Here is a 25,418-nt window from a genome sequence, read left to right as displayed (position 1 = left end):
ATCGTTCTTCCTTTCTCCTTACTTTGCCGGGCGGATCTTGTTCGTGATCCAATAGTAGTCGGACGGATACATCGTCGCACCCGTGATCTTCGTCGAGCTGATGATGTTCGTCTCGGGGTAGCCGAGGAAGAGCGCAGCTGCATCGTTCAAGAGAATCTGCTGCATCTCGATCATGAGCTGACGGCGCTTCGCCGGATCAAACTCGACAGCAAGAGCCGCGCACTTTGCATCGTACTCGGGGTTGCTGTAGCCCGAACCGTTCTGCTGGTTGTCGCCGTCCTTGTTCGTGCGCCAGTACCAGTTGAGATAAATCTCGGGATCGCCCGTATTTGCCGTGATGATATTGGAAATCAGCAGGTCATACTCTCCGTTGATACCGATCTTGTCGAGCAGATTGTAGTCGACCGTCTTCACCTTAACGTCGAAACCGATCTTCTTGCCGTCCGCCTGCACGGCTTCCGCATAGATCGGCAGTTCGGCGCGGCTGTTGTAGATGATGAAGTCGACGCTCAGAGGCTTGCCGTCCTTGTCGCGGATGCCGTCGCCGTCCGTATCCTTCCAGCCTGCCTCATCAAGCAGTTTCTTGGCACGCTCGATATCGTAGTGGTTAGGGTCGGAAAGCTGATCAAAACCATAATCAAGGGAAGGAGGAACAGGAGCCTTGCCTTCGATGAAGGTGCCCTTCAAGATCACTTCGTTGTACGATTTGCGGTCACACATGCTGATGAACGCAGCGCGAACCTTGGGATCGCCGAGGATGCCCTTTTCATTGATGCGCGCGAGCACCGTGCGCAGCGAGGCAATCTTGTCGACATGATACTTGCCCGTATCGTTGAACAAGCCGACGTCGCCCGGGGCGATGTTCACAGCCATGTCCACTTCACCGGACTGGAGCGCCATGGCGCGCGTATTCGGATCGTCGATCGAAGGAATCTCCACCGTTTCGAACGGCACCTCGCCGTCCCAGTAATTGGGATTCTTCTTCATGACTGCCTTTTCCTTGACGAAGGATTCGCAGACGTAAGGCCCCGTGCAGATCGGTCCCTGCTTTGCAAAGTCGCGATCCTTTTCCGCCGACACATCGACGATGAGGAAGAGCGGGTCGGCGAGGTAGCCGGGCATACTCGGCGCCGGCTTGTCCGTCGTGATGATGAGATTCTGTCCTTCCGCCTTCATCTCCGTGTACTTGAAGAACGTCGCGGCGCGCGTGTTCTTGGCAAAGGCGCGCTCGATGGAGGCCTTGACAGCCTCTGCCGTCAGCGGGTTCCCGTTCGAGAACTTCACGCCGTCGCGGATCTTGAACGTCCACGTGAGCTTGTCGTCGCTGATCGTCCATTTCTCTGCGAGCCACGGCTGGATGTTCATCTTCTCATCAAACTTCGTCAGCGTCTCGCCCATACCGTAGCGCATGACGACCCAGCCGAAAGCATTTTCCGTCGGCTCAAGAGAGTCCGCGAAGTTCGTCACGCCGACGCGCAAGGTATCCTTCGAAGCCTCTTTGCCGCCGCAGCCTGCGAATACCGCCACGGACAAACACGCCGCCATGGCAACAGAAAGCAACTTCTTCCACTTTTTCATTAAATTTCAGCCTCCTAAAATCATAAGACATCGTAAAACCATCAGCTTGCCTTGTTTGGATCAAGCCAATCGCGCAGCGCATCTCCCCACAGATTGAACACGGCGACGACGAGGACGATGGCGGCGCCGGGGAACAGCATGAGCCACGGCGCCGTCTGCAGTGCCTGCCTGCCTTCGTTGAGCATGAGTCCCCATTCCGGCGTCGGCGGCTGCGCGCCAAAGCCTAGGAACGAAAGACCTGCCAGCTCCATCATCATCGCCCCGATATCGACGGCTGCCGTCACCAGTATGATGGAAAGGATATTGGGCGCGATATGGCGGAAAAACATCTGCACGGGACGCGTGCCGTTCGTCACAGCCGCCGCGATATAATCTTGCTGGCGCACCTTCAGCGTCATGCTGCGCGCCAGGCGTGCATACTTCGTCCAACCGACGGCGACAAGAGCGAGGATGGCATTGACCACGCTGCCGCCCATCATGCCCGCAATGGCAATCGCCAGCACGATGCCCGGAAAGGCGAGGAACATATCGGCAAGGCGCATGATGATCGTATCCACCTTGCCGCCGACATAGCCGGCAACGACGCCGATGGCAGAGCCGATGCCGGCGATGAGGATGACGACCGTCAAAGACATGAACACCGATATGCGCGCGCCGTAAATCACGCGCGTAAAGAGATCGCGCCCGAGTTTATCCGTTCCGAACCAATGCTCGGCGGAAGGCGGCAGAAATGCCTGCTGCATCGACGACTCATAGGGATCCTGCGTCAAGATGAAGGGCGCGAGAAGCGCTGTGAGGAAGATCAACCCTGCCAATATGGAATAGAAGCGCAGGAGCTTTGCGTCCTTGCTCATGGCCTCTCCCCCTTCTTCAGGCGCGGATCAAGATACACATAGGACAGATCCACAAGGAAGTTGACTACCATGTAGAAGATGGCTGTCCAGAGAACGAATCCCTCCAACAACGGATAGTCTCGCATCTCGATCGCCCGCACCGCCAGGCGGCCTATGCCGGGCCAGCCGAAGACGATCTCGACGATCGCCACACCGCCCAAGAGCCAGCCTAGAGCCAAACCGAAGAGCGTGATGAGCGGCAAAAACGCATTGGGCAGCACATGGCGCCACAGAATGCGCTGCATGGACAGACCGCGAGCCTTGGCGCCGATGACGTAATCCTGACTGAACTCTTCGAGCACGGCGATACGCACCTGCCTCGTATACTTGGAAGACAGGAGGATCGCCAGGGTTGCAGACGGAAGAATCAACCCTTCCAGAGTGACCTCGCCGCCCGAAATCGGGAACAGTCCCAATTTCAAACCGAAGACGAAGAGAAGCAGCAAGCCGACCCAGAAGCTTGGCATCGAAACGCCGAGAAAGGACACGCCGCGAATCAAATAATCCGGCCAACGGTTGCGATATAAAGCTGCGATGACTCCGCAAGGCACAGAAACGACGAGCATCATCAAGGTTGCTGTTCCTGCCAGAAGCAGCGTGCCGAGAAGATTCTGCTCAAGCTTTTCGGCAACCGGCATCTTGGCGGAATAGCTCATGCCCATATCGCCATGCAGCAAGCCGGAAAGCCAGTGCAGATACTGCTCATGGAAGGGACGGTCAAGCCCCAATTCGTGACGTGTCTTTTCGATAGTTTCCTGCGACACCATCGTATCGCCAGTCTCCAGGATCATCTCTACAGGATCACCGGGAGCGAGATACGTCAGACCGAATGTCAAGAATGTAACGCCCAAAAGCGTGATGAGCATCTGACACAGGCGACGTATCAAATCTTTTCCTTTCAATGCAATACCTCATCTCCTTAAAAATCATATAAAAAAGACATTTGCGACCGAATCCTCAGAATCGGTCTCTATAAGGAAACGCCCAGCTATCCGGCATTTCCATAAAAAAACGCATGTCCGTCAACCAAGACAAGACATGCGGATTTTTCCTGCAAGCGCAAAATACCACGGGTATATTCCGCCAACGAATATACCCTGGCATCCATCTCCTCATCTCTCGTAAGTCAAGCAATGAATCTTATCATAAGCAGGCTTTCTGGCTCTCGGATCATCGTTTGTTTCCGTCTTCCCGGGTTTTTCCCAGTGACATGTCAGGAAGTGCCGATGCGTTCAGCACTTTCATCAGAAACAGCGATTCCAGCGTTTCCCATGGAAACAAATTCCCCGATTACAGCTGCGGGACAGCATGGGTCTTTCACCCATTTTCCTCTCATCGCTCGCCGATATACATCGGCGACACTTATGACGTCTGTATGAATTTTTGAGAAAACAATTACTATCGGTAATTATATAGCAAAGTTCCTATCATGGCAAGCGCACGAAAAAATTTTCTTTAAGAAACATTATTTTCAGCAGTATGCCTGCATACTCAGCCATCCTCCTGCTGCTCCATCTGGCGATGCATAAAATCTCTGCCAAAGACCTTGAGCGTGTAGTAAAGGCCGATGAAGAACGGGATGTACTCGGCGATGAGCCGCCAGCAAACGGCGAGGATGCCGACGGTACCTGCCGGTACAGAATCGGCAAAGAGCAGGACGAAGCCGCCCTCCGCGATGCCGGAGCCGCCGGGCGTCGGCGTGAAATAGAGCAACATGTTAAGGAAAATCATGCGCCCCATGACCGTGTACCAATCGGCATCTGTCACGCCGAGTCCTAAAAGAAGACATGGCACGATGGCATAGATGAACATGAGACTTAAGCCTGATTCAAAAAAGATACGAAGCATGCTCTTGGGCGAGGACGCGAGGAGATGCACGCCCATCTTGAGATCACGATAGAAAGAGAGCAGCTTTTTGCTGCGTTTCACGCTCAATCGCTTCGTCAGGCGCAGGATGATGTAGTCGAACGCATTCGCGCGAAAAGCAAGCGCGATGAGTGCGATGACGACGAAGGCGATAACAGAGATGAGCATCAGCGTATGATTGTCCACGCCGGGCAGGATGCCTGCGTCGTGCAGGAAGATGAACGGCATGCAACATATAAGGAAGAGAATGGACACGAGGGTTCGCACGATGACGAGCACCGTCGCCTTGCCCGCCGGTACGCCTGCATGACGCAGGAACATGAGCTGCGCCACAGCACCGCCCGTTGCCCCCGGCGTCAGGAGCGCGAGAAAGTAGTTGCCGAAGACCACCTGCACCGCCTGTCCCAGCGTGATGTGCTCGCCCGAGATCTTCACGAGGTGCATGAGGCGCGTGCCATCAAGCGTCAGACCGAGGCTCACGCAGAGGAGCGCAAGGGCGATGGACCACGGCTGGAACGCTGTGAGATTTTTCAACGTATGAATGTCGACCGTCGAATAGATGACGGCGCCCGAGATGAAGAAAACGAGCAGCAGCGGTACGATGAAACGCTTGCAGAACACCTTCATTTGACACCTCCTCAGAGCGGCCTGGCGCAGTTTCTCAGATCATTGCTCTTTGCCGGCTGTCCTCGCCTCGCAATTCACATATTCTTCGTGGCTCGCATAGGCGCTGTGATTGTGAATCGACTCAAAATTCTCGCAGGAAAGCGAGAACCAAAAGAGTCCGGGCAAGGGACGTAGGGCGAGCACGAGGTCGCGCAGGATGTCCTCGACAAACTTTGGCTGCTCGTATGCTTTTTCCGTCACATACTTCTCATCTTCACGCTTCAGCAGCGGATAGATCGGGCACGACGCCTGCTCTTCCATGAGCGCGGCGAGATCCTCGATGAAGATGCACGGCGCGGGCGGCTTGAACTCGACGACGGCCTGCAGCAGACTTCTCTGATTGTGCGCACCGTAGCGCGAAATCGCCTTGCTGCACGGGCAGAGGGATGTCGCAGGCACGGTGACGCCGAGACGGAACGACATCGCCTCGCCCGCACGCTTTTCGCCCTCGAAGAAGCAATCGAGGTCGAGCACGGATTTCTTGCCGCTCGCCGGCGCTTCCTTCTCAATGAAATACTTGAAGGAAAGGCGCAGCTTCGCCGTCTCCGCTTCAAGACGATGAAGCGCCTCCTGCAGCATGGCTTCCATCTCTTCTTCCGCTACGGGCTTGTCGCACCACTGCTGCAAGATTTCCAGGAAGCGGCTCATGTGCGTGCCCTTGTACTCCTTGGGCAGGGAAACCGTAAAGAGGATGCGCGCTGTGACTTGCTGGAAATCACCCGCCTTCGTCTTGATGCGAAACGGCAGATGGGCGTCCTTGATGCCGACATGCTGTATGTCGATGCCGCGCATATCCGCGCTTTTCTGTATGTCTTTCATCATCGTTTCTTCAGCGTTTTTCATACTCGATCGGGTCTTTTATGCCGGCAGCCGCGAAGCCCTGCAGGCGCAGTTTGCAGCTGTCGCAGACGCCGCACGCCTTTTCACCGCCGCTGTAACAGCTGTGCGTAAGCTCCAACGGCACGGCAAGACGCGTCGCCAAGCGCACGATATCGGCTTTGGACAAATTCTGCAGGGGCGTGACGATCTCGATGCGCTTTCCTTCGGAGGCCGCTTCCGTCGAGTAGTCCGCGACGGCCTGAAAATGCCGGATAAATTCGGGACGGCAGTCGGGATAGCCCGAATAGTCGACGCTGTTGACGCCGATGTAGACAGAGCGCGCGCCGATGGTTTCGGCATAGCCGAGCGCATAGCTCAAGAAGATCAGATTTCTTGCAGGCACGTAGGTCACGGGAACAGACGTGCGCGAAACGTCGCCCTCGGGCACGGCGATGCTGTCGTCCGTCAGCGCCGAGCCGCCGATCGCTTCCATGTTCGTCTCGATGATCAGATGACGCTTCACTTTGTAAAAAGCTGCAATCTTCTTCGCGCCTTCCAGCTCGATGCTGTGACGCTGATGATAGTCAAAGCTGATGGGATAAAGTTCTTTCCCCTGCTCCTTTGCGACGGCCATGCAGGTCGTCGAATCAAGTCCGCCCGAAAGCAGCACTACCGCCTTTTCCATTCGCGTTTCCTCCTCCTTTAGCCACGAATCGCCTGAATCGCTTTTTCTATATCGCTCGCCCCATAGACGGCAGAGCCTGCGACGAGGATGTTCGCCCCCGCCTCTCTCACGAGCGGCGCTGTCTCGGCATTGATGCCACCATCGACCTCGATGTCGAGAGCGAAATCATTTTCTTCTGCCGTATGACGCAGAAGCGCGATTTTTTCGAGCATCGACGGAATGAACTTCTGTCCGCCGAAACCCGGATTGACCGTCATGATGAGCGCCATGTCGATATCTGCCATAAGTTCTTCGAGCATGACGAGCGGTGTCGCAGGATTGAGCGCGACGCCCGCCCGGCAGCCGAGAGATTTGATCTCCTGTACGAGGCGATGGGCATGACGCACCGCCTCGATATGAAAGGTGATGACGTCCGCACCAGCCTCGGCGAAGGAAGCGATCTGCGCTTCCGGACGCTCGACCATCAGATGCACATCAAAAACCGCCGCAGAGCATTTGCGAAGCGACTTCACGACGGGAGCGCCCAACGTGATGTTCGGCACAAAAGCGCCGTCCATGACATCGATATGGACGTACTCCGCCCCGGCAGTTTCAATGCGCTGCACCTCATCGGCAAGATGCGCGAAATCCGCCGAGAGAATCGACGGCGCCACTTGAATCATCGATATACCTTCTTTCTCTGTACACTCTGCTGCAGCATTTCCAAATAGGAGGCGTAGCGCGAGTCTGCAATCTTTCCCGCCTGCACGGCTTCCTTGACAGCGCAGTCCGGCTCGTGGCTGTGCGTGCAGGGCTGAAATCGGCAAGCGCCGAAAAAGGAGCGAAATTCAGGGAAAAGCCCCGGGAGCGCACAAGGATCGATCTCGGCAAGCTCCGTAGCGCTGAAACCCGGCGTATCGACGAGGAATCCTCCGGCGAACGGCAGAAGCTGCGCCGTTCGCGTCGTATGCCTGCCGCGCTTGATCTTCTCGCTGACAGCGCCCGTAGAAAGGGCGATGCCCGGCGCGAGACAGTTCAAGAGAGAGGATTTTCCCACACCCGATGAGCCGGCAAACACGCTCGTCTTTCCCTCGACAAGAGACTGCATGTCTGCCACGCCTTCCCCTGTAACAGTGGACAGCAGGCATACGGGATAGCCGATTTCGCGATAGAGCGCGGCGAGGGCAGGAATCTCCGCCGCATCGCCCTCTAACAAATCCATCTTGTTGATGCAGAGGACGATGCGTTCGATCTTCGACCACTCGGCGAGCACGAGAAAACGGTCGATGAGCACGGGATTGATATCCGGCTCGCGTGCGGCGAAGACGAGGACGACCTGATCGATATTGGCGACCAACGGGCGGCGCAAAAGACTCTTTCGCTCACAGCGCCGCTCGATGACGCCCGCGCCGCCTTCTGTAAGCTCAAGCTCCACGTCATCGCCCGGCACGACGGCAATGCGCTCCTTTTTCAGGCGGCCTCGCAGCTTCGCCTCCACAAGTCCTTCTCGTGTCGCCACGTAGAAGAAACTGTTTTGCGCTCTGAGCACTTTTCCCTGCAACAAACCGGCCTCCTCTCCCACTTGCTAGCGGTTCGACTTGCCGCCGCTTGCGTCCTTGCTCGGCGTCTTGTCGCCTGCATTGTCGTCCGACGCGCGCTCCTTCGTCTTCGAAGACTTCTTTTCCGTTTCGGCGGCAAGTACAAGGTCGACCGCCGTACCTTCTTCCACCTCGCTGCCTGCCGCCGGGCTCTGCCGCACGACCGTGCCTGCCGCCTGCGAACTCGCTTCCTTCGTGACGGAGCCTACATGAAGTCCGCGGTTCTTGATCGCTTCCTTGGCGCTTGATTCCGCGCCGCCGACAACGCTCGGCACGGAGACCTTGCGCGGCCGCTCGCCCTTGCTGATCACGAGGTCGACGACCTGCCCCTTGCTGATCTTCGATCCCGCACGCGGGTCCTGTCCGATGACGCTCCCCGCAGGCTGCGAGGAGAACTCTTCCGTCACGACGCCGAGTTTCAAGCCCGCTCCGGTCAGCTTGCTCTCTGCCGCTGACTTCTGCATCCCCTTGAGTTCCGGCATACTGACTTCCTCGCCGCCCTTGCTCACGTAGATGGTCACGAGGCGCTCTTCCTTGACCTTCGAACCTCCCTCGGGATCTTGCTTGACGACCTGCCCTGCCGGTATATTGGAATCGTACATCTCCGCGATGTCCACGCGCAGTTTCTTGTCCTCCAACTTCTGCTTGGCGACGGCCAGCGTCTGTCCCGTCACATCGGGAACGACGACTTCCGCACCGCTCCAAAACTTTCCATAGGAAAGGAATGCGCCTGCAAAGAAGCCAAAAAACAATACGAGGAACAGAATGAAAAGGAAGGCCTTGGAGCGGTATGCCTTCTTCGCTGCACCGCCATGCCCGGCATCCGGAACATGTACGGAAGGCTGCTCTTCCTGCCCGTGTCTTGACAAAAGAGATGAATCGACCTCGGCCTCACGCACGCGCGGCAATACCTGCGTCGCATAGGGATCGAGCAGCGACGATGCCGAGCCGCCAAGCATCGCCTCATCCTGCGCGATCTGCCGCACGACGGTCTCACTGTCGGGCCGCCGATTCGGATCCTTTGCCATCAATTCCGCAACGAGAGCCTCGACGAATGGCGGAATCGACGGGTCGATGGCGCAGACGGAAAGAGGCTCTTCCTGCAAGTGCTTCAAGGCGATGCCAACGGGGGTTTCACCAGTGAAGGGCAACTCGCCCGTGAGCATTTCATAGAGAACGACGCCGAGGGAGTAGACATCTGACTTCGGCGTGATCGAAGCGCCCTTCGCCTGCTCAGGCGAAAAATAATGCACGGAGCCAACGATGTTGCCTGTATACGTCGACGTGACCGAACTCACGGCGCGAGCGATGCCGAAATCGGCGACCTTGATGCGCCCGTCCTCCATCACGAGGATGTTGTGCGGCTTGATGTCACAGTGGACAAGACCGTTCTTGTGCGCATGATGCAGAGCCTCGGCAATCTGACGCGCAATGGCGAGCGCCGTGGCAACGGGCAGGCGTCCGCCCGCATCAAGCTCTTCGCGCAGGGTCTGCCCCGAAACGTATTCCATAACGATGTAGTGGGCGTTTCCCTCCTGCCCGACATCGTAGATATTGACGATGTTGGGATGCGACATCTTCGCGGCTCCCTGTGCTTCAGCTTGAAAGCGTGCTACAAACTCGGCGTCACTCGCGAATTGGGCGTGCAGCACCTTGACCGCGACCGTTCGATCGAGCAGTTTGTCGTGCGCCTTATATACATCAGCCATGCCGCCGCTTCCAACAAGCTCCACAAGCTCATAGCGATTGCCTAAAATGCGTTGTTCCATGGCACTGCCTCCTAATCATCTTGCAACTTTTCCAACAGCTTCCGTGCGATTGGTGCAGCTTCTGTGCCGCCTCCGCCGCTGTTTTCCACAAGGATGGCAAAAGCCACCTTTCGACCTTTTATTTCCGCCGAGCCGATGAACCACGCATGATCCTCGCCCGAATTTTCCGCCGTGCCCGTCTTGCCCGCTACGCGCACGCCACGGAGCGCCGCCGCCGTGCCCGTGCCTTCCTGCACGACCTCCTCCATGAATCCATGAATCAAGGAGGCGCGCGCCGCCGTCGTAGCCTCGAACCACTTCTCGCTTCGATGCTGTTCGAGTGTGATGCCGTTGGGTGTCACGACACGTTCAACCATGTAGGGCTTCATTATGATGCCGTCATTTGCAAACGCCGCGGCGAGCAGCGCCATGTGCAGCGGCGTGACGAGAAGCGTGCTCTGCCCAATGCCGATCTGAGCCGTATCTCCTTGCCCGAGGGAAGCGAAGTCGGGCAGATGCGCTGCCGCCTCCGCCAATTCGCCCTGCGCCGTCTCCTCAAAGCCGAAACGTCGGAAGGCATCCGCCAGTTTCTTGCCACCCAGGCGCAGCGCAAGCGAGCCGAACGTCGTGTTGCAGGACTCAATCAAGGCGTGCTCCACATCGATCCTGCCGTGCACAGCGCCGTGGCTCTCGTGGATGACCGAATCCCCCACTTTGAGCGCTCCCGTGCAGTCGAATACTTCCTTGCTGTTCGTAACGCCGTTTTCCAACGCCGCATCGAGAATCAATGGCTTGATGGTCGATCCAGGCGGATAAAGACCTTGCAGCGCACGGTTTACGAGCGGACTTTCCTTGTCCTGCCTCAGGCTGTCCCACTGCGCTTGAATATCGGACGGATCGAACGAGGGACGCGATGCGAGCACGAGAACCGCCCCGCTTTCCGCATCGAGCATGACGACAGCCCCGCGCCGTTCTCCCAGCGCCTCGTATGCCGTTTCCTGCAGTGCAGCGTCGAGCGTCAGATAGACGTCGTCGCCGCGTGAGGAAGAGAAAATCTGCGCGAGCGGCCCTAATCGCCCGAGAAGGCGGCTGTGTCCCGAAAGCTCTGCCCCCTTATAAGCCTCGATGCCCGTGCTGCCGATCGTATCATCGAGATAGCCCGTGACCGGCTCCATGATCCGCCCGTAAGGGTAGCGCCTTTCGCCCACATTCGGGCTGAGCGCGAGAACTTCACCCTTTCGATCAAGGATGCTGCCGCGCAGCACGCTGTCCTCGGCGAGAGCCGCGCGGCGATTCAGAGGATGCTCTGCGAGCCGATCCGCTTCCCAGACCTGCAGATAGACGACATAAAGCGCCAAGCAGGAAAATGACAAGAGCAGGATGATGGCTGTGCGCAGGATATACCTTGTATTATTTCGCTCAACCATGTCGATTCTCCTTTTTGGAAAGCACGGTCAAAATGCCGAGCAGCATGAAGCTGGCGATCATGGAACTGCCCCCGTAGCTTACAAAGGGAAGCGTGATGCCCGTCAGCGGTAAGAATTTCGTCACGCCTGCGATGATGATGAAAGCCTGCAGGAGAAACACGACTGCGATACCGGCGGCAAGCAGCATGCGCGTCTCTTCCCGGCAGGCGAGCGCGATGCGTATGGCACGATAAAAAAACAGGGCAAAGACGAGCATGACGCCTAGGGAGCCGAGCAGCCCCAGTTCTTCCGCAATCGCCGCAAAAATAAAATCCGTATGCACCTCGGGAATCAAATTGGGATGGCCGTGCGCAAAACCCGCGCCCCAAACGCCGCCCGAGCCGAGCGCAAAGAGGGACTGCACGACTTGATAAGCGCTGCCCGAAGGATCGCTCCAAGGGTCGAGCCAGATGTTGAAGCGCACGCGCACATGGGAAAAGAACGAGTAACTGAGCACGGCTGCGCCCAGAAAGAACGCGAAGGCAAGCGCCACATAAGATTTTCGACCCGTAGCCATATACGTCATGGAAACAGCTATGCCAAAAAAGAGCAGAGCCGAGCCGAGATCGCGCTGCACGACGAACATCAAGATGGCGATGCCCCAGATTAAAAGGAGCGGCGCAATGAAGCGAAGCACGGGCAGCTTCAGCCAAAGAAGCCTGTGCCTGGGCAGCGTCAATACCTCCCGATGCTCCGTCAGATAGGCAGCAAGAAACATGATGATGACGATCTTGCCAAATTCCGAGGGCTGCACGGCGAAAGGGCCGAAGACGATCCAGTTGCGGCTGCCGCCGATCTCCGTGCCGAAAAAGAGCGCCGAGCACAGGAGCAGAAGACAGAACACGCCCAGAAGATATGGATAGGAAAGGAGGCGAAGAACCCTCTCTCCAAGAAAGACGAGGAAAAGATAAACGATCAGACCGAGCAGCAGCCAACGCATCTGTGTCAAAAAGAGCGCGGGCTTCAAGCGTCCGATCATGATGAGGCCGAGACTTGCGAGCAGCATGGCTGCAGGGAAAAGCGTCAAGTCCGTTCCATCTCGTCTGCCCAAAATGAACTGCGTGAAGAATGCACCGACGATGACTGCCGCAAGCCAGGGCAGCAGCAAAAGATCCGCCGTCAGACGATGTGCAAGAAGCAGTACGCCCGTGCCCAGCAGCAGGATGCCGAGCGGAGGCAGCAGCAGGTGCAGCTTAGCCTCTTTCATCGCATTCCACCACGATGGCTGTGATATTGTCGAGTCCTCCTGCCAGAAGCGCCAGCTCGACGAGAGTCCGTGCCTTGTCCGCAGACTCTCCCTGCAGAGTCTCGCGAATGGCGGCTTCTCCAACCATATTCGTCAATCCGTCCGAGCACAGGAGAAAGATGTCGCCCTCCTCGATCGTGAAGCTTCCCGTATCGACGACGAGTTTTTCTTCCACGCCGACCGCACGCGTCAGAAGATTCTTTTTCGGATGATTCCTCGCCTCCTCTTCCGTGATGGAGCCTCGCTCGACGAGATCCTGTACGAAAGAATGGTCGCGCGTGAGCCGCCTGAGCGCACCCTTTCGCAGAAGATACAGGCGGCTGTCGCCTACATGCGCCCAATACGCCGCATTTTCCCTATACTGCAAGGCGACGACTGTCGTCCCCATGCCCTTTCGGGCTTCACTCGCCGCCGCTGCACAGAGAATCTTGCTGTTCGCTGCCTGTACGGCATGAAGCAAAGCTTTCTCGCCGTATTCATGCACAGCATCGGAAAACATCTCAGTGAATACATCGACGAGCATCGCGCTCGCCACTTCTCCTGCGGCATATCCCCCCATGCCGTCCGCCACGACATACGTATCAGGCGGTATGAAGGCGCATGCATCCTCGTTGCTCTCGCGCACCTTTCCCCTGTCCGTCGCTTTCGAGACTTTCAAAAAAATCACCTCTCAAACCTCAGTGTCACAAAGCCGATGCGTATGAGATCCCCCGGCTTCAGATAGGCCTTTCCCTGCAGGATCGCATCGTTCAGATACGTGTGGTTCATGCTGCCCATGTCCTCGATGACATACTGATTGTTTACAAGACGTACGACAGCATGACGGTGCGATACGAAGGAATCGGGAATGCGGATGTCGTTGTCGGCACTGCGCCCGATCGTCAGTCCCTGCGTGAAGGCGAAGCGCTTGCCCAAAAGCGCTTCATCGCCTGCCTCCACGACGCTGAGCACGGCTTCGTCAGGCAATATCTCACGCGGCTTTATTTCCTGCTGCAAAGCCTTGGCGTCTTCAAACATCGCCTGTGCCAAGCGCGCGATAAAACGAAAGAGCAGCAGCAGGACGCCGTATTGAAAAGCTACGCTCAGAACGCGCAGCAAAAGATCTGAACCCGGCAATCATATCACCTCATAGCGCAGGACGGAATTTCCAATCTGAATCTCATCGCCATGCCGCAGCCATGATTCGAGCACGGGACGTCCGTTGAGAAGCGTGCCGTTCGTGCTGTCCTCATCCTGCAGGAAATGGCGATGCCTTTCATAGCGGATGGAGGCATGGACGCGCGAAGCGTTGGGATCGGTCAAGATGAAATCGCTTCGTTCACGTCTGCCGAGAAAGATCTTTTTCTCGCCGAACGCGAGGTAAGAATCGAGATCCGCCCCTTCCACAACCGTGAGCGAAGCGATCTTGTACTCCGTCGGCAAATCGAGCGGCACCTGGAAAGACGGTCTCTGCAGGACGATCGTGTGCTGCTCCTTCACCGCCTGCGCCACGCGCTGCACCATGTCAGAATATGACGCCTTCACACGGCACAGGCCGAGAGAAAGTTCCGCATCCTTCTGAATGTTGATGGCAAGTTTCCCGTCCATGAAGGCATCGAGCAAGATGACTTTTTTCTCCGCTAAGATGTGAAGATCATCGAGGAAGCGCTGTGACGAAAGGTGGTGGCAATCTTCCTCGTTCATAAGGATCGTATAGGCATTGGGCAAGATCCATTCTTTCTTCCCTTTTTTCGCCCGCCGCTTCGCGTTCGCGATTTCTTTTTCGAGTTTCTTCTCCACCTCGATCGGTTCAAGGGCGCTGCCAAACTTCTTATTGAAAAATCCTTCGATATGATTTTCCAAAAACGTTTCCCATTTGGTAAAAGCCATGGAATCCCTCACAATCTATTGCTTCTCTTCACTCTCGGACATGTGTCGGTTGCGCAGTTGTCCGCAGGCCGCCTGTATGTCAGCTCCCATCTCCCGACGTACCGTGGCCGTGATGTGACGGCGCGTGAGCGCACGACAGAAGGCTGCAGTGCGCTCCTCGGATGGCCGCTCGAAGCCCCGCTCCTTCACGGGATTGATGGGAATGAGGTTGACGCTTGCAAGCTGTCCTTCGAGAAGTTCGGCCAATTCCCGAGCCTCCCGCTCGCCGTCGTTCACGTCGCGGATGAGGATGTACTCGTATGTGACGCGCCGCCCCGTCTTTTCCGCATAGCGTTTTCCTGCCGCGACGACGTCCGACAATGGATACTTGCGATTGATCGGCATGAGTTCGGAACGAAGTTCCTCACGCGGCGCATGGAGCGAGATGGAAAGCGTCAGAGGCATACCCTCTTCGGCAAGACGGTCTATAGCGGGAACGATGCCAGAAGTGGACAGCGTGATGCTGCGATAGCTGATGTTCAGCACGTATTCTTCATGCAGCAGGCGCAGGAAATCCACGACATTTTCATAGTTCATCAAAGGCTCTCCCGATCCCATCAAGACCATGGTGTCGACCTTCCCGCCCTGCGATCTCAGCATTTCCTCGATGAAGAGAACCTCGGCGAGCATTTCCCCCGCCGTCAGATCACGCGCCAATCCGTGCAAGGTCGATGCGCAGAAGGAGCAGCCCATATTGCAGCCCGCCTGCGTCGATATGCATATACTGTTGCCGTAAGGTTGACGCATGAGCACGGCTTCCACAGCCGCGCCGTCGGAAAAGGCGAGCAGGAACTTGCTCGTCCTGCCGTCGGCGGCATCGAGCCTCGCGCGCAAAAGAGGCGTGTCGATCGTGTACCTCGTCTCAAGTTCCGTGCGCAGGGACTTCGGCAGATTCGTCATGTCGGAAAAACGCTTCGCACATTTCTTGTAGAGCCATTCCGCCACCTGCCTCGCGCGGTATTTTTCCAAGCGCAGGGCAGCGAAATCCTCCTGCATCGCTTCGAGCGTCATGCCGAAAATGTTCTTCATGCATTCACCTTCTTCTCATGCGGGCGATGAAGAAGCCGTCCGTGCCGTCTCGCTGCGGATAAAGCTGCAGCATCCGCTCGGGGCGCTTTTTCAGCGGCAGGAGTTCTCCTGCATTCTCCAAGCTGAACTCTTCGTGCCGCGCGAGGAAGTCCTCCACGACGGCTTCATTTTCCTCGCGCTCGATCGTGCATGTGCTGTAGACGAGCACGCCGCCGCTTTTCACGGCTTCCGCAGCAGAGCTGAGAATTTCCCGCTGCAATCGTGCGAGAGCGGCGAGGTCGTCCGGCCGCTTTCGCCAACGCGCATCGGGCTTTCGCCGCAGGACGCCGAGTCCCGAGCAAGGCGCATCGACGAGCACGCGGTCGGCCTGGCGCGGAAAGCGCCTCCCCGCCTCGCGCGCATCGAGGAGCAGAGTCTCCACCGACTTAATGCCGAGCCGCTCGCAGTTTTCCGCAACGCGGCGCATCTTGTGCTCATGCACGTCGAGTGCGACGATGCGTCCACGGTCGCCCATAGAGGCGGCGATATGCGTCGTCTTGCCGCCCGGCGCACTGCAGACGTCGAGCACGAATTCACCTAGCTCGGGCGCGAGGACATGCGCCACGAGCATCGAACTTTCGTCCTGCACCTGAAAAAGCCCCTGCTGCAAGGATTCCAGAGCGTCGAGAGAGCCGTGGCGAAGGCAGAGGATTCCTTCGGGCGTCCAAGCGGAAGGCTCCGCCTCCACGCCCTCTTGCGAGAGGCGTTCGAGGAGCTTGTCCCGCGTAATCTTCAAGGTGTTCGTACGCAGGGAAAGCGTCGCCTGCGCATTGTCAAATTCGCAGAGCGCCCTTGCCTCTTCATAGCCGAACTGCCCGATCCAACGCCGCACGAGCCACTCGGGATGCTGCAGGGACAGGGCAAGATTTTCCGCTTCATGCGCCTTGCCCGTCGGGAATGTGGCTTTTTCCGGTTCACGAGCCGCCGTGCGCAGAACGGCGTTGACAAACTTCACCGTGCCCGCATGGCTGCAGCGCTTCGTCATCTCCACCGCCGTATTGCAGGCGGCGGAGGCAGGCACGCGCGCAAGGAAGAAAAGCTGGTATACGCCCAAACGCAAAATATCCCGCACCATGGGCGGGATCTTGGAAAGCGGACGGTTCAAGTAGCGCCGCAGAATCCAATCGAGCGTGCCGCCCGCCTTCGCCGCGCCGTAGACCAGTTCCGTTGCAAATCGGCGATCCACTTCGGAGAGTTTCGCGGCACGCAAAGACCGCGCCAATGCCACATTGGCATAAGCGCCCTTTTCATTCACTTCATGAAGCGCCTTGAGCGCCGTCTCCCGCGCCTTGTCCATAGATCCTCCTCATTTTTGCCCGTCACCTTCGTCTTCGGGCACATTCTTCTCCTTCTTCGCCGCATCGTCGTCAATCAAGAATTTCTTGATTTCCTCACGCACCTTCTCAATATCGACGTGCGTATTGAAGCACGGGCCGTTCGGCCGTATGTTCAGAACGCCGACGGCCGGAAGAGGGTAAACGTCCTGTATGCCGCTCGTCAAATCGCGTTCGCAGGCAATCGCCATGACCGCCTTCGGGCGAATCTTCTTGACCGTCTGGCGCGCGAGCGTGCCTCCCGTCACGATGAAGAAATGGAAGCCCATCTCATCGGCAAGATTCACGAGAGCACCGACGTCGCAGCCGCCGCAGCGCTTGCAGTTGTGCGGGTCGCGCGTAATCTTGTGCGGGCACGTCGCAAGCTGCAGACAATGCGGCGTGACAACGAGAAGCTCGTTCGCATGCACCTTGATGCCGCGATGGTGGATGATCTGGTTGCTGACCTCGATGAAGGAGCGTTCGATGCGTCGCCGGTTGAAGCCGAACACCTTGCCGATCATGATAGCTACGGGAAAGAGCAGATTGATCAGCGTGTACGACTGCTTCTGAAAAATATGCAGAAACGGCAGTCCGAGAATCGCTCCGACCATGCTCAAGATGCCGAAACCCGTGAGAAATACGACGCTCGCGAAGAAGATGCCGAGCACGAGCGGCAGATAGGCATTGATTTCGAGCAGACCGAGGTAGCTCACACGCCAGACGGCATAGGCGAGAAACGTCATGCAGAGGAAGCTCAGTGACAGAAGCGCCATGAAGAGTCTCTTGTGCGGGCGCTCAAGCCCCGGTATCACAGATGTCAAAACGATTCCCTCCTTTCCTCAACGCAAAATGCGTCATTCTGCATCGAAATCGAAGCGTGCGGGCAGCTGAAGCCCGTGGCCGCGCACATAGTCGCCCGCCGTCATCTTCTTCTTGCTCGGCGCCTGCACTTCCAGTATTTCCAGCATCCCCTCGCCCGTGCCGACGAGAAGTCCCTGCTTCGTCACGGAAACGATTTCGCCGGGTTCTGCCGTGCCTTCGGCAAGGCGCGTGCGCCAGATTTTGAACTTCTGCCCCGCCAGCATCGTGTAGGCGCCCGGCCACGAGTTCAGGCCACGCACGAGATCATGAATCTCCTGCGCCGATTTCTTCCAGTCGATGCGCCCCACCTCCTTGTCGAGAAGCGGCGCATAAGTGGAAAGCGCATCATCCTGCGGCGTGCGCTTGAGTGTTCCCTCCGACAAGGAAAAAAGTGTCTTTTCCAAGACATCCGCACCGAGCTTCATCATCGCATCGTGCAGTTCGGCAGCCGTCATCGCCTGCGTGATCGGCAGCGTTTCCCGCAAGAGCATATCGCCCGTATCAAGACCTTCGTCCATGAACATCGTCGTGACGCCCGTCTCCTTCTCTCCGCGCACGATCGCCCACTGCATCGGCGCCGCACCGCGATAGCGCGGCAGGAGCGAAGCGTGGACGTTGATGCAGCCCAAGGGAGGCAGCGAAAGAATCTCCTTTGACAAGATCTGCCCGAAGGCGACGACGACGATGAGATCAGGCGCGAGTCCGCGCAGGACGTCGACGAAATCCGGCGCTTTGACGCGCACCGGCTGATAGACCGCGATACCATGTTCCTGAGCGAACACCTTGACGGGCGTCGGCAGAAGCTTCTGCCCGCGCCCCTTGGGTCTGTCCGGCTGCGTCACGACGGCAACGACATCGGAAATCTCCACGAGACGCGCGAGACACGGCACGGCGAAATCGGGAGTTCCCATGAAAATCACACGAAAGCGCTTCATGACTTTTGCTCCTCTTCCTTGCGCAGGCTCTGCGCCACGTCGATGAAGAGCACGCCTTCCAGATGGTCAAGTTCATGCTGGATGCAGCGCGCCAAAAGCCCCTTCGCCGTAATATGCTTGCGCTTGCCGCGCCGGTCAAGAAACTCGACCTTGACCTTCGCCGCGCGCTCGACCTCGCCGAAAATTCCGGGCACGCTCAGGCAGCCTTCCGAATCCGTTTCGCTTCCCTCACGAAACGTGATCTTCGGATTGACGAGCTCGATGATTCCATCGCCTATATCGATGACAACCATGCGCAGAGCCTCACCCACCTGCGGCGCGGCGATGCCGATGCCGTTTGCCTCATACATCGTTTCCGCCATGTCATCGAGCAGTTTCCTGAGCCTTGCATCGACACGTTCCACGGGAGCGCAGATTTCCTTCAAGACAGGCGCTCCCGCCTTCTTTATTTCCAACAACGACATGCCTCATTTCCTCCAAAAGCTATGATTCTGAAAATACCGACCCTCGCACCTCACGACAGACCCAGCCCATAGATGCGATTTGCAGCGGAAAAGAATACCTTTTCCCACTCTTCCTCGGGAACGATCTCTTTCATGAATCGTATGTAATCCTCCAAATTCGCCAAGGGCCAGTCCGTACCGAACATGATGCGGTCATAGCAGTCGAGGTATTCCAACCAATCCGTCAGCATGCGCATATACCCTTGCTTCTTTCGATAAAATCGCTCGGCGTCAACGATCTTTCCCTCCAAAAGTCCCGAAAAGTCCACCGCGACGTTGGGGTTCTTCTCCACGACGCCCACGGCGTCCAAGAGCCACGGGTTGCCAAAGTGGCACATGATGAACTGCACGCGCGGCCAGCGCACGGCAGCCTCATCGAGCACGAGCGGATGACTGTATTTTAAAAGGCAGTCCGTGGAAGCTGTCAGACCCGTATGGATGGCGACGGGTTTGTCGTACTTTTCTGCCAGCGCATAAAACGGTGCGAGAGCTTCTTCGTAAACGTAGAAATGGCGATAGCCCGGATAGAGCTTGATGCCGACGCATTGCCTGCGCTTGAGGTTTTCCTCGACGAGCGCAATCTGCTTCTCTGGCGAGCGCTCCTCTCCCAAGGTGTCAAGACCGATGCAATAGCTGAGAAAAGCCGGGTAGTCATGCTCCTTTGGCTCAAGGCTCTTGTTCCCCATGACGACGCCATGCACGACGCCGAGACGCTGATAGGCGTCCTCCAGATGCTCTGCTGTATTTTCATGCCCTGCAGCAAGGGCGATCTCATCAAAGTAATCTTCCTTGCAAAAGTGCAGGTGCGCATCTATGATTTTCATAAAGTATATCCTTTCGCATAGCGAGAGCCTTTCATTCTGCCGAAAGCTCCTTCCTATCATAGCACAAGACGCGTGAGAAGAAAAGAAACGGAAGTTACGACAGCATGGATAAACTCTTCGCTACACATCGAGCACGCCGTAGTGAACGGGACTGTATTTTCCCCCTGCAATATGGGAAAAGCCCAGGCGTGCGAATTCCAGACTGCGGCTGTTTTCCTTCAGCACGACGCGCCGTCTCGCCACGCGGCACGCTTCGGCTACGGCGGAAAGGGAGACGGGCGCGGATTCCGCCAGAAGGCGCAGCGGCGCGAGCTGCACGCTGTCCTTCAGAGGATGCCGGAACATCGGGTCGAAGTAGACGACATCATAGGAATCATCGGGAAGCGTTCGCAGAAAATCCTCATAATCTGCCCGCCGTACCTCAACTCGACGCATGGCGGCGTGCAGATCGTAATTTCCTGCCGAGAAGTGCGCGAGTCCATGGCGCACAATCTCATAAATCAACGGGCTTTTCTCAAGCGCCGTCACCTTGCCGCGCTCCCCTGCGATGAAGCTCGCCGTGATGGAATCGGCTCCGAGACCGAGCGTGCAGTCAAGCACCGTATCCCCCTCGCCGATTCCCATCGCTTCCACCATATGATCCTTTTGCCCGCGCCCCAGTTCCCTGACACGCACATGCGCCATATTGGGATGAAAAAACAATTCGCCGTCGGACGTTTCCAGACGCAGACCGCCCTTCTTCACCACGAGCACGAAGAGCGCTCCGTACTGCACTCGCAAGTCCTCATACGATATATGCCTGCGCTTGACGAAGGGGATTCCCAGCCGCTCTGCAGTCTCTTGGGCGAGCAGGCAGTCCGCCGGGCGGCTTTTGTAGCCCGTCGTGACAATCGCCAAGTTCTTTTCTTCCATCCTGCACCTCACGTCCGTTTGAACATCTTCGCCAATTCTTCACTGCTGAACTTCAAGATGGTCGGGCGCCCATGCGGGCATGTATAGGGACGCGCCGTCTGCGAAAGCTCCTCCAAGACGATCTGCATCTGGCGAAAATTCAGCTCGTCGCCCGATTTGATGGCTGCGCGGCACGCCATTGTGGCGAGACACGCATGGCGGATTTCCTGCGCCGTCGTCTCGTGCATGTCATAGAGTCTCGCGAGGATTTCGCGAACCATATCCTCCGCTTCGGATACGGGAACGTCCGCAGGGACTTCCTTCAAGCGGAAATCGCGCTCGCCGCAGGCCTCCATGTCAAAGCCCAGACGGCGGAACAGCTCCTGATTCTCCGATACGAGCGCGGCTTCCCTCGCATCGAACGACAAGATCGGATGCACGAGAAGCTGCTGTGACGGGATGCGCTCCGCCATGGCGGAAAACTTGTCATAAAGGATGCGTTCGTGCGCCGCATGTTGATCGACGATGTAGAGGCCGTCCTTGTCCTTCGCGATGATGTAGCAGAGATCGACCTGCCCGATCGGCGTGATGCCCGCATGGTAAAGACCGGTTTCCGACACATCGGCAAACGGCATCTCTGCGGCTCTTCCCTGCGGCTTATATGCCGCATCCCGCGCCTCGTGTACGAGTCCTCCGTCAGCGGGGACACCGTCGTGTGCACTGTATGCCGCACCTTCGCCCTTGAGGACACTCTGCGCTTCAGCGAAACTCATCGCCGCCTGCGCGGGTGCTGCTTGGTAAGGATTCTCCGTATATCTGATACCAAAAGAGGTCTTGGCCGAACCATTCCCAGCGAAATGTTCCTCCTCCGATGCCTGAGCGGCTGCGACAAACTGCATCGGCTCCATGGCATAGCGGCGCTCGACATTCTGCACGGAAGCCGCCACGTCCTCAAGCGTCTGCCCGACGGGACGTATGGCGTCGACCACCGCCTTGTAGACCGCCTTGAAGATGCGCCCCTCGTCCTCGAACTTCATCTCGCTCTTCTGCGGATGGACATTGACATCGACGGAGCGCTGCGGCACAGCGAGGTTCAGGACGACCATGGGAAAGCCCGATTTCGGCAGGAGCGAGTGATAGGCGTTGTCGATCGCCTTGGCAATCGCCTTGTTCGATATGATGCGGCCGTTCACGATGAAGGTCTGCCAAGCGCGGCTGCTCTTGAGCATCGAAGGCTTCGTGATGTAGCCCGTGATCTTGACGTCCTCATCCTCGAAGGAAAGCGCCAGAAGTGCGTCGGCGGCCTGTGAGCCGTAAATGCTGCGAATGGCATCAAAGAGCGAACCGTTTCCCGGCGTCATCGCTGTCGTCTTATTGTTGCTGATGAGACGAAATGCTATATCGGGGCGAGAAAGCGCGAGCTTCGTCATAAAGTCGCTGATGCGCCCGCCTTCCGTATGCGTCGTCTTGAGGAACTTCTTGCGAGCGGGCGTATTGAAGAATAAGTCTTCGACCTGGATCGTCGTGCCCAGACTGCAGCCCGTCTCGCCGATGTCGTGCGTGACGCCGCCGATGATGCTCACTTGGGTACCGAGTTCTTCGCCCTCTTTTCGCGTGCGCATACGGAAGCGGGAGACGGCGGCTATCGTCGGCAAAGCCTCGCCGCGAAAGCCGAGCGTCCTCAAGGAATAGAGATCGCCGACCTCCTGAATCTTGCTTGTCGCATGACGCTCGATGGCAAGTTTTGCATCTTCTAGGCTCATACCGCAGCCGTTGTCCGTCACGCGCATGAGGCTCGTGCCGCCCGCCATGATTTCCACTTCGATCTTCGTCGCTCCCGCATCGATCGAATTTTCTACAAGTTCTTTGACGACGGAGGCAGGGCGCTCCACGACCTCACCCGCCGCAATCTTGTTGATCGTATTGTCGTCGAGCACATGAATCCGGCTCATCGCTTTCCCTCCTCTCCCTTCACCTGCTGCTGCAGACGGTACAGTTCATTCAAAGCTTCCAACGGCGTCATGGCCATGACATCGAGCGACAGAATGGTATCACGCAGGGACGGAGCGAAGAGCGAACCCATCAAGGCGGCTTCTTCCTGCGGCGCCGTTTGCTCAGGCGCTTTCGAGGAAACGGCGATGCCCGCGCATTGCTCGATTTCATCGAGGATTTCCTGCGCCCTCTGCGTGACGCTCTTCGGCAGACCCGCCAGACGCGCCACATGGATGCCGTACGACTTGTCCGCGCTGCCACGGATGATGCGGCGCAGGAAAGCGACCTTCGCGCCGCGCTCCTTGACCGCGATGCAATAGTTCTTTATGCGTTCGTCTTCCATATCCGTCAGTTCATGGTAATGCGTGGCAAACAGCGTCTTGGCATGAATCTTGCTGCGCATGTATTCGACGACAGCGCGCGCGATGCTCATGCCGTCAAAGGTGCTCGTCCCCCTGCCGATCTCATCCAGAATGACGAGGCTGTCCTTCGTCGCGTACTTCAAGATCTGCGCGACCTCGTTCATCTCGACCATAAAGGTGCTCTGCCCGCTGACAAGGTCATCGCTCGCCCCGATGCGCGTGAAGATGCGGTCGACGGGAGAAAATGTCATCTCCTTCGCCGGCACGAAGCTGCCGCTCTGCGCCATGAGCGTCAAAAGGGCGACCTGGCGCATGTAGGTCGACTTTCCCGCCATATTCGGCCCTGTGATGAGCATGATCTCGCATTCTTGATGGTTTAGCTCGGTATCATTCGGCACGAAGAGGTCATTCGTGAGAATGCGCTCCACGAGCGGATGCCTGCCGTCGCGGATGGAGATTTCCCCATTTGCTGCGAGTTTGGGACGCACATAGTTATAGTTGTTCGCAGCTTCGGCGAGACTTGCGAGCACATCGAGGACGGCGATGTGCTGCGCCGTCTGCTGGATGCGGCTCAGATCCGCCTTGATCGTCTCGCGGATCTCCGTGAAAAGGCGGTATTCGATCTGGACGATCTTTTCCTGTGCGCCGAGAATCTTCGTTTCAAACTCCTTGAGTTCCTCCGTGATGTAGCGTTCGGCATTCGCCAATGTCTGCTTTCTTATATAGCGCTCGGGCACGAGATCGGCGCCGCTGCGGCGCACCTCGATATAGTAGCCGAAGACCTTGTTGTAACCGATCTTCAGGGTTTTGATTCCTGTGAGTTCTTTTTCACGCTCCTCCATCTGCTGCAGCATCTTCTTGCTGTCATGCGAGATATGGCGATACTCGTCGAGTTCCGCATCATAGTTTTCTTTGATGATGCCGCCTTCTCTGAGGGAAATGCCCGGCTCTTCCACGATCGCACGCTCCAAGAGCGATACGATTTCTTCAAAGAGCGCGACGCCGCCCTCTGCTTCGCGCAAGAGCGGCGCAGAGACTGCGGCAAGCCGCGCCTTCAAAGGAGGCAATGCCCCGAGCGACAGCTTCAGCGCGACGAGATCTCGCGCATTCGCCGTGCCCACTTCGATGCGCGTCAAAAGGCGCTCGAAGTCAAAAATTTCCCGACAATGCGCCTGCACATCCTCGCGCAGGGAAAAGTCTGCGGCAAACTCCGCCACGCCGTCCAAGCGCCGCTCGATCTTTTCGCGGGAAAGCAGCGGATATTCGAGCCACTTGCGCAGAAGGCGGCTTCCCATCGCCGTTTTCGTGAAGTCGAGGACGTCGAGCAAGGTATCCTTCTTGCCGCCGTCACGCAGATTGCGGATGATCTCCAAGTTGCGCAAAGTATATGTGTCGAGGACGAGGTTTGCGCTCGCATCGAGGTAGATCAGGCGGTTGATATGCGAAAGATCTGTCTTGACCGTCTCATGCAGATAGTCAAGCAGGACAGCGACCGCCTTTTGTGCAAATTCACGCCGCGGCAGGGAATCCTTGTCAAAGTGCTGTGTCAGACGCAGCTTCCAATCGGGAAATACAGCCTTTCGATGCGTCAGGGCGCACTTCGGCATCCGAAGCGCGAGGAATTCGTCGAGTTCATCGCGAAAAGCAACCTCGCCCATCAGGATGAGTTCCGGCATCATCAGGCGATAAAGCTCATCGAAGAGCATCTGCCGCGCAGCCTTTCCCTCATAAACGCCGTAGAAGCACTCGCCCGTCGAAACATCGGCGGCGGCGAGTGCGAGCGCTTCCTCTTCCTCAAAAATCAGAGCTATATAGTTGTTCTGCGCATCGTGCAGCGAGGATTCCGCGAGCACTGTGCCGGGCGTGACAATCTTTATGACCTCGCGCTTCGTAAGCCCCTTCGCCTTCGGGTCTCCGATCTGCTCGGCGATGGCGACCTTGTAGCCCTTGTTGATGAGCTTCGCAATGTAGCTCTCGGCGGCATGGTACGGAACGCCGCACATCGGCGTCTTCTCCTTGTTGCCGCTGCGGCTCGTCAAAGTCAGTCCAAGTTCCCGAGAAACGAGCTTGGCGTCATCGAAGAACATCTCATAAAAATCGCCGAGGCGAAAGAACAGTATCTCGTCGGGATGCCGGTTCTTCGTTTCCAGATACTGCTGCATCATCGGTGTGAGTTCCATAAAGCCTCCTAAAGCGCTCTCGAACAAGAAAAGG

At 57.3% G+C, this 25,418-nt stretch carries 23 protein-coding genes and 1 riboswitch; all 23 genes read right to left on the bottom strand.

Going from position 1 to position 25,418, the window contains the following annotated elements:
- Positions 1-18: 18 nt before the first annotated feature.
- Entirely contained in the window at positions 19-1,578 is a 1,560-nt protein-coding gene (locus OL236_RS04825) for an ABC transporter substrate-binding protein (protein WP_265071536.1), read from the bottom strand.
- Between the two features lie 41 nt (positions 1,579-1,619).
- Positions 1,620-2,432: a nickel transporter permease gene (nikC, locus tag OL236_RS04820; protein ID WP_006192394.1), complete on the bottom strand. Its 813-nt coding sequence runs from the start codon at positions 2,430-2,432 to the stop codon at positions 1,620-1,622.
- Entirely contained in the window at positions 2,429-3,373 is a 945-nt protein-coding gene (gene nikB, locus OL236_RS04815; RefSeq protein ID WP_013740786.1) for a nickel ABC transporter permease, read from the bottom strand. The genes nikC and nikB overlap by 4 nt, the downstream gene beginning before the upstream one ends.
- Positions 3,374-3,601: 228 nt before the next feature.
- Positions 3,602-3,852, bottom strand: a riboswitch (cobalamin riboswitch).
- A 110-nt stretch (positions 3,853-3,962) separates the two neighbouring features.
- On the bottom strand, positions 3,963-4,964 hold the full coding sequence (locus OL236_RS04810; protein ID WP_265071535.1) for a lysylphosphatidylglycerol synthase transmembrane domain-containing protein: 1,002 nt from the start codon (positions 4,962-4,964) through the stop codon (positions 3,963-3,965).
- Between the two features lie 39 nt (positions 4,965-5,003).
- Positions 5,004-5,822: a GTP cyclohydrolase FolE2 gene (gene folE2, locus OL236_RS04805; protein WP_413777392.1), complete on the bottom strand. Its 819-nt coding sequence runs from the start codon at positions 5,820-5,822 to the stop codon at positions 5,004-5,006.
- A 10-nt stretch (positions 5,823-5,832) separates the two neighbouring features.
- Positions 5,833-6,507 carry a 7-cyano-7-deazaguanine synthase QueC gene (gene queC, locus OL236_RS04800; protein ID WP_265071534.1) on the bottom strand — a complete coding sequence of 225 codons (675 nt, stop codon included), beginning with the start codon at positions 6,505-6,507 and terminating at the stop codon, positions 5,833-5,835.
- Positions 6,508-6,524: 17 nt separating this feature from the next.
- Complete coding sequence (rpe, locus tag OL236_RS04795; RefSeq protein ID WP_006192401.1) at positions 6,525-7,169, bottom strand: ribulose-phosphate 3-epimerase; 645 nt, start codon at positions 7,167-7,169, stop codon at positions 6,525-6,527.
- Complete coding sequence (gene rsgA / locus OL236_RS04790) at positions 7,166-8,050, bottom strand: ribosome small subunit-dependent GTPase A (RefSeq protein ID WP_265071533.1); 885 nt, start codon at positions 8,048-8,050, stop codon at positions 7,166-7,168. Before rsgA ends, rpe begins: the two co-directional genes overlap by 4 nt.
- Before the next feature lie 21 nt (positions 8,051-8,071).
- Positions 8,072-9,853 (bottom strand): Stk1 family PASTA domain-containing Ser/Thr kinase, encoded by a 1,782-nt coding sequence (gene pknB, locus OL236_RS04785; RefSeq protein WP_265071532.1) that lies wholly within the window; start codon positions 9,851-9,853, stop codon positions 8,072-8,074.
- A gap of 11 nt (positions 9,854-9,864) precedes the next feature.
- Positions 9,865-11,259 (bottom strand): peptidoglycan D,D-transpeptidase FtsI family protein, encoded by a 1,395-nt coding sequence (locus OL236_RS04780; protein ID WP_265071531.1) that lies wholly within the window; start codon positions 11,257-11,259, stop codon positions 9,865-9,867.
- Positions 11,252-12,505, bottom strand: coding sequence for an FtsW/RodA/SpoVE family cell cycle protein (locus OL236_RS04775; RefSeq protein ID WP_265071530.1), 1,254 nt, complete (start codon positions 12,503-12,505; stop codon positions 11,252-11,254). The genes OL236_RS04780 and OL236_RS04775 overlap by 8 nt, the downstream gene beginning before the upstream one ends.
- Entirely contained in the window at positions 12,492-13,211 is a 720-nt protein-coding gene (locus OL236_RS04770) for a Stp1/IreP family PP2C-type Ser/Thr phosphatase (protein WP_265071529.1), read from the bottom strand. The genes OL236_RS04775 and OL236_RS04770 overlap by 14 nt, the downstream gene beginning before the upstream one ends.
- Positions 13,208-13,660 carry an FHA domain-containing protein gene (locus OL236_RS04765; protein WP_265071528.1) on the bottom strand — a complete coding sequence of 151 codons (453 nt, stop codon included), beginning with the start codon at positions 13,658-13,660 and terminating at the stop codon, positions 13,208-13,210. Before OL236_RS04765 ends, OL236_RS04770 begins: the two co-directional genes overlap by 4 nt.
- Positions 13,661-14,413: a DUF3662 and FHA domain-containing protein gene (locus tag OL236_RS04760; RefSeq protein WP_264919183.1), complete on the bottom strand. Its 753-nt coding sequence runs from the start codon at positions 14,411-14,413 to the stop codon at positions 13,661-13,663.
- 15 nt (positions 14,414-14,428) lie between these two features.
- Positions 14,429-15,481 carry a 23S rRNA (adenine(2503)-C(2))-methyltransferase RlmN gene (gene rlmN / locus OL236_RS04755; RefSeq protein ID WP_265071527.1) on the bottom strand — a complete coding sequence of 351 codons (1,053 nt, stop codon included), beginning with the start codon at positions 15,479-15,481 and terminating at the stop codon, positions 14,429-14,431.
- A gap of 4 nt (positions 15,482-15,485) precedes the next feature.
- Positions 15,486-16,817 carry a 16S rRNA (cytosine(967)-C(5))-methyltransferase RsmB gene (rsmB, locus tag OL236_RS04750; protein WP_265071526.1) on the bottom strand — a complete coding sequence of 444 codons (1,332 nt, stop codon included), beginning with the start codon at positions 16,815-16,817 and terminating at the stop codon, positions 15,486-15,488.
- A 9-nt stretch (positions 16,818-16,826) separates the two neighbouring features.
- Positions 16,827-17,657, bottom strand: coding sequence for a DUF116 domain-containing protein (locus tag OL236_RS04745; protein WP_009645200.1), 831 nt, complete (start codon positions 17,655-17,657; stop codon positions 16,827-16,829).
- Positions 17,658-17,690: 33 nt separating this feature from the next.
- Positions 17,691-18,632, bottom strand: coding sequence for a methionyl-tRNA formyltransferase (gene fmt / locus OL236_RS04740; protein WP_265071525.1), 942 nt, complete (start codon positions 18,630-18,632; stop codon positions 17,691-17,693).
- On the bottom strand, positions 18,629-19,096 hold the full coding sequence (gene def, locus OL236_RS04735) for a peptide deformylase (protein WP_006192413.1): 468 nt from the start codon (positions 19,094-19,096) through the stop codon (positions 18,629-18,631). The genes fmt and def overlap by 4 nt, the downstream gene beginning before the upstream one ends.
- Positions 19,097-19,146: 50 nt before the next feature.
- Entirely contained in the window at positions 19,147-19,959 is an 813-nt protein-coding gene (locus tag OL236_RS04730) for an amidohydrolase family protein (RefSeq protein ID WP_265071524.1), read from the bottom strand.
- 120 nt (positions 19,960-20,079) lie between these two features.
- Positions 20,080-20,871 carry a class I SAM-dependent methyltransferase gene (locus OL236_RS04725; RefSeq protein WP_006192415.1) on the bottom strand — a complete coding sequence of 264 codons (792 nt, stop codon included), beginning with the start codon at positions 20,869-20,871 and terminating at the stop codon, positions 20,080-20,082.
- 8 nt (positions 20,872-20,879) lie between these two features.
- Positions 20,880-22,802: a DNA mismatch repair endonuclease MutL gene (gene mutL, locus OL236_RS04720; RefSeq protein WP_265071523.1), complete on the bottom strand. Its 1,923-nt coding sequence runs from the start codon at positions 22,800-22,802 to the stop codon at positions 20,880-20,882.
- Positions 22,799-25,384, bottom strand: a complete 2,586-nt coding sequence (mutS, locus tag OL236_RS04715; protein WP_265071522.1) for a DNA mismatch repair protein MutS — start codon at positions 25,382-25,384, stop codon at positions 22,799-22,801. Before mutS ends, mutL begins: the two co-directional genes overlap by 4 nt.
- Positions 25,385-25,418: the final 34 nt, after the last annotated feature.

It is taken from the genome of Selenomonas sputigena, from assembly GCF_026015965.1.
Classification (GTDB): domain Bacteria; phylum Bacillota; class Negativicutes; order Selenomonadales; family Selenomonadaceae; genus Selenomonas.
This window is presented reverse-complemented; position numbering and strand designations above follow the sequence as displayed.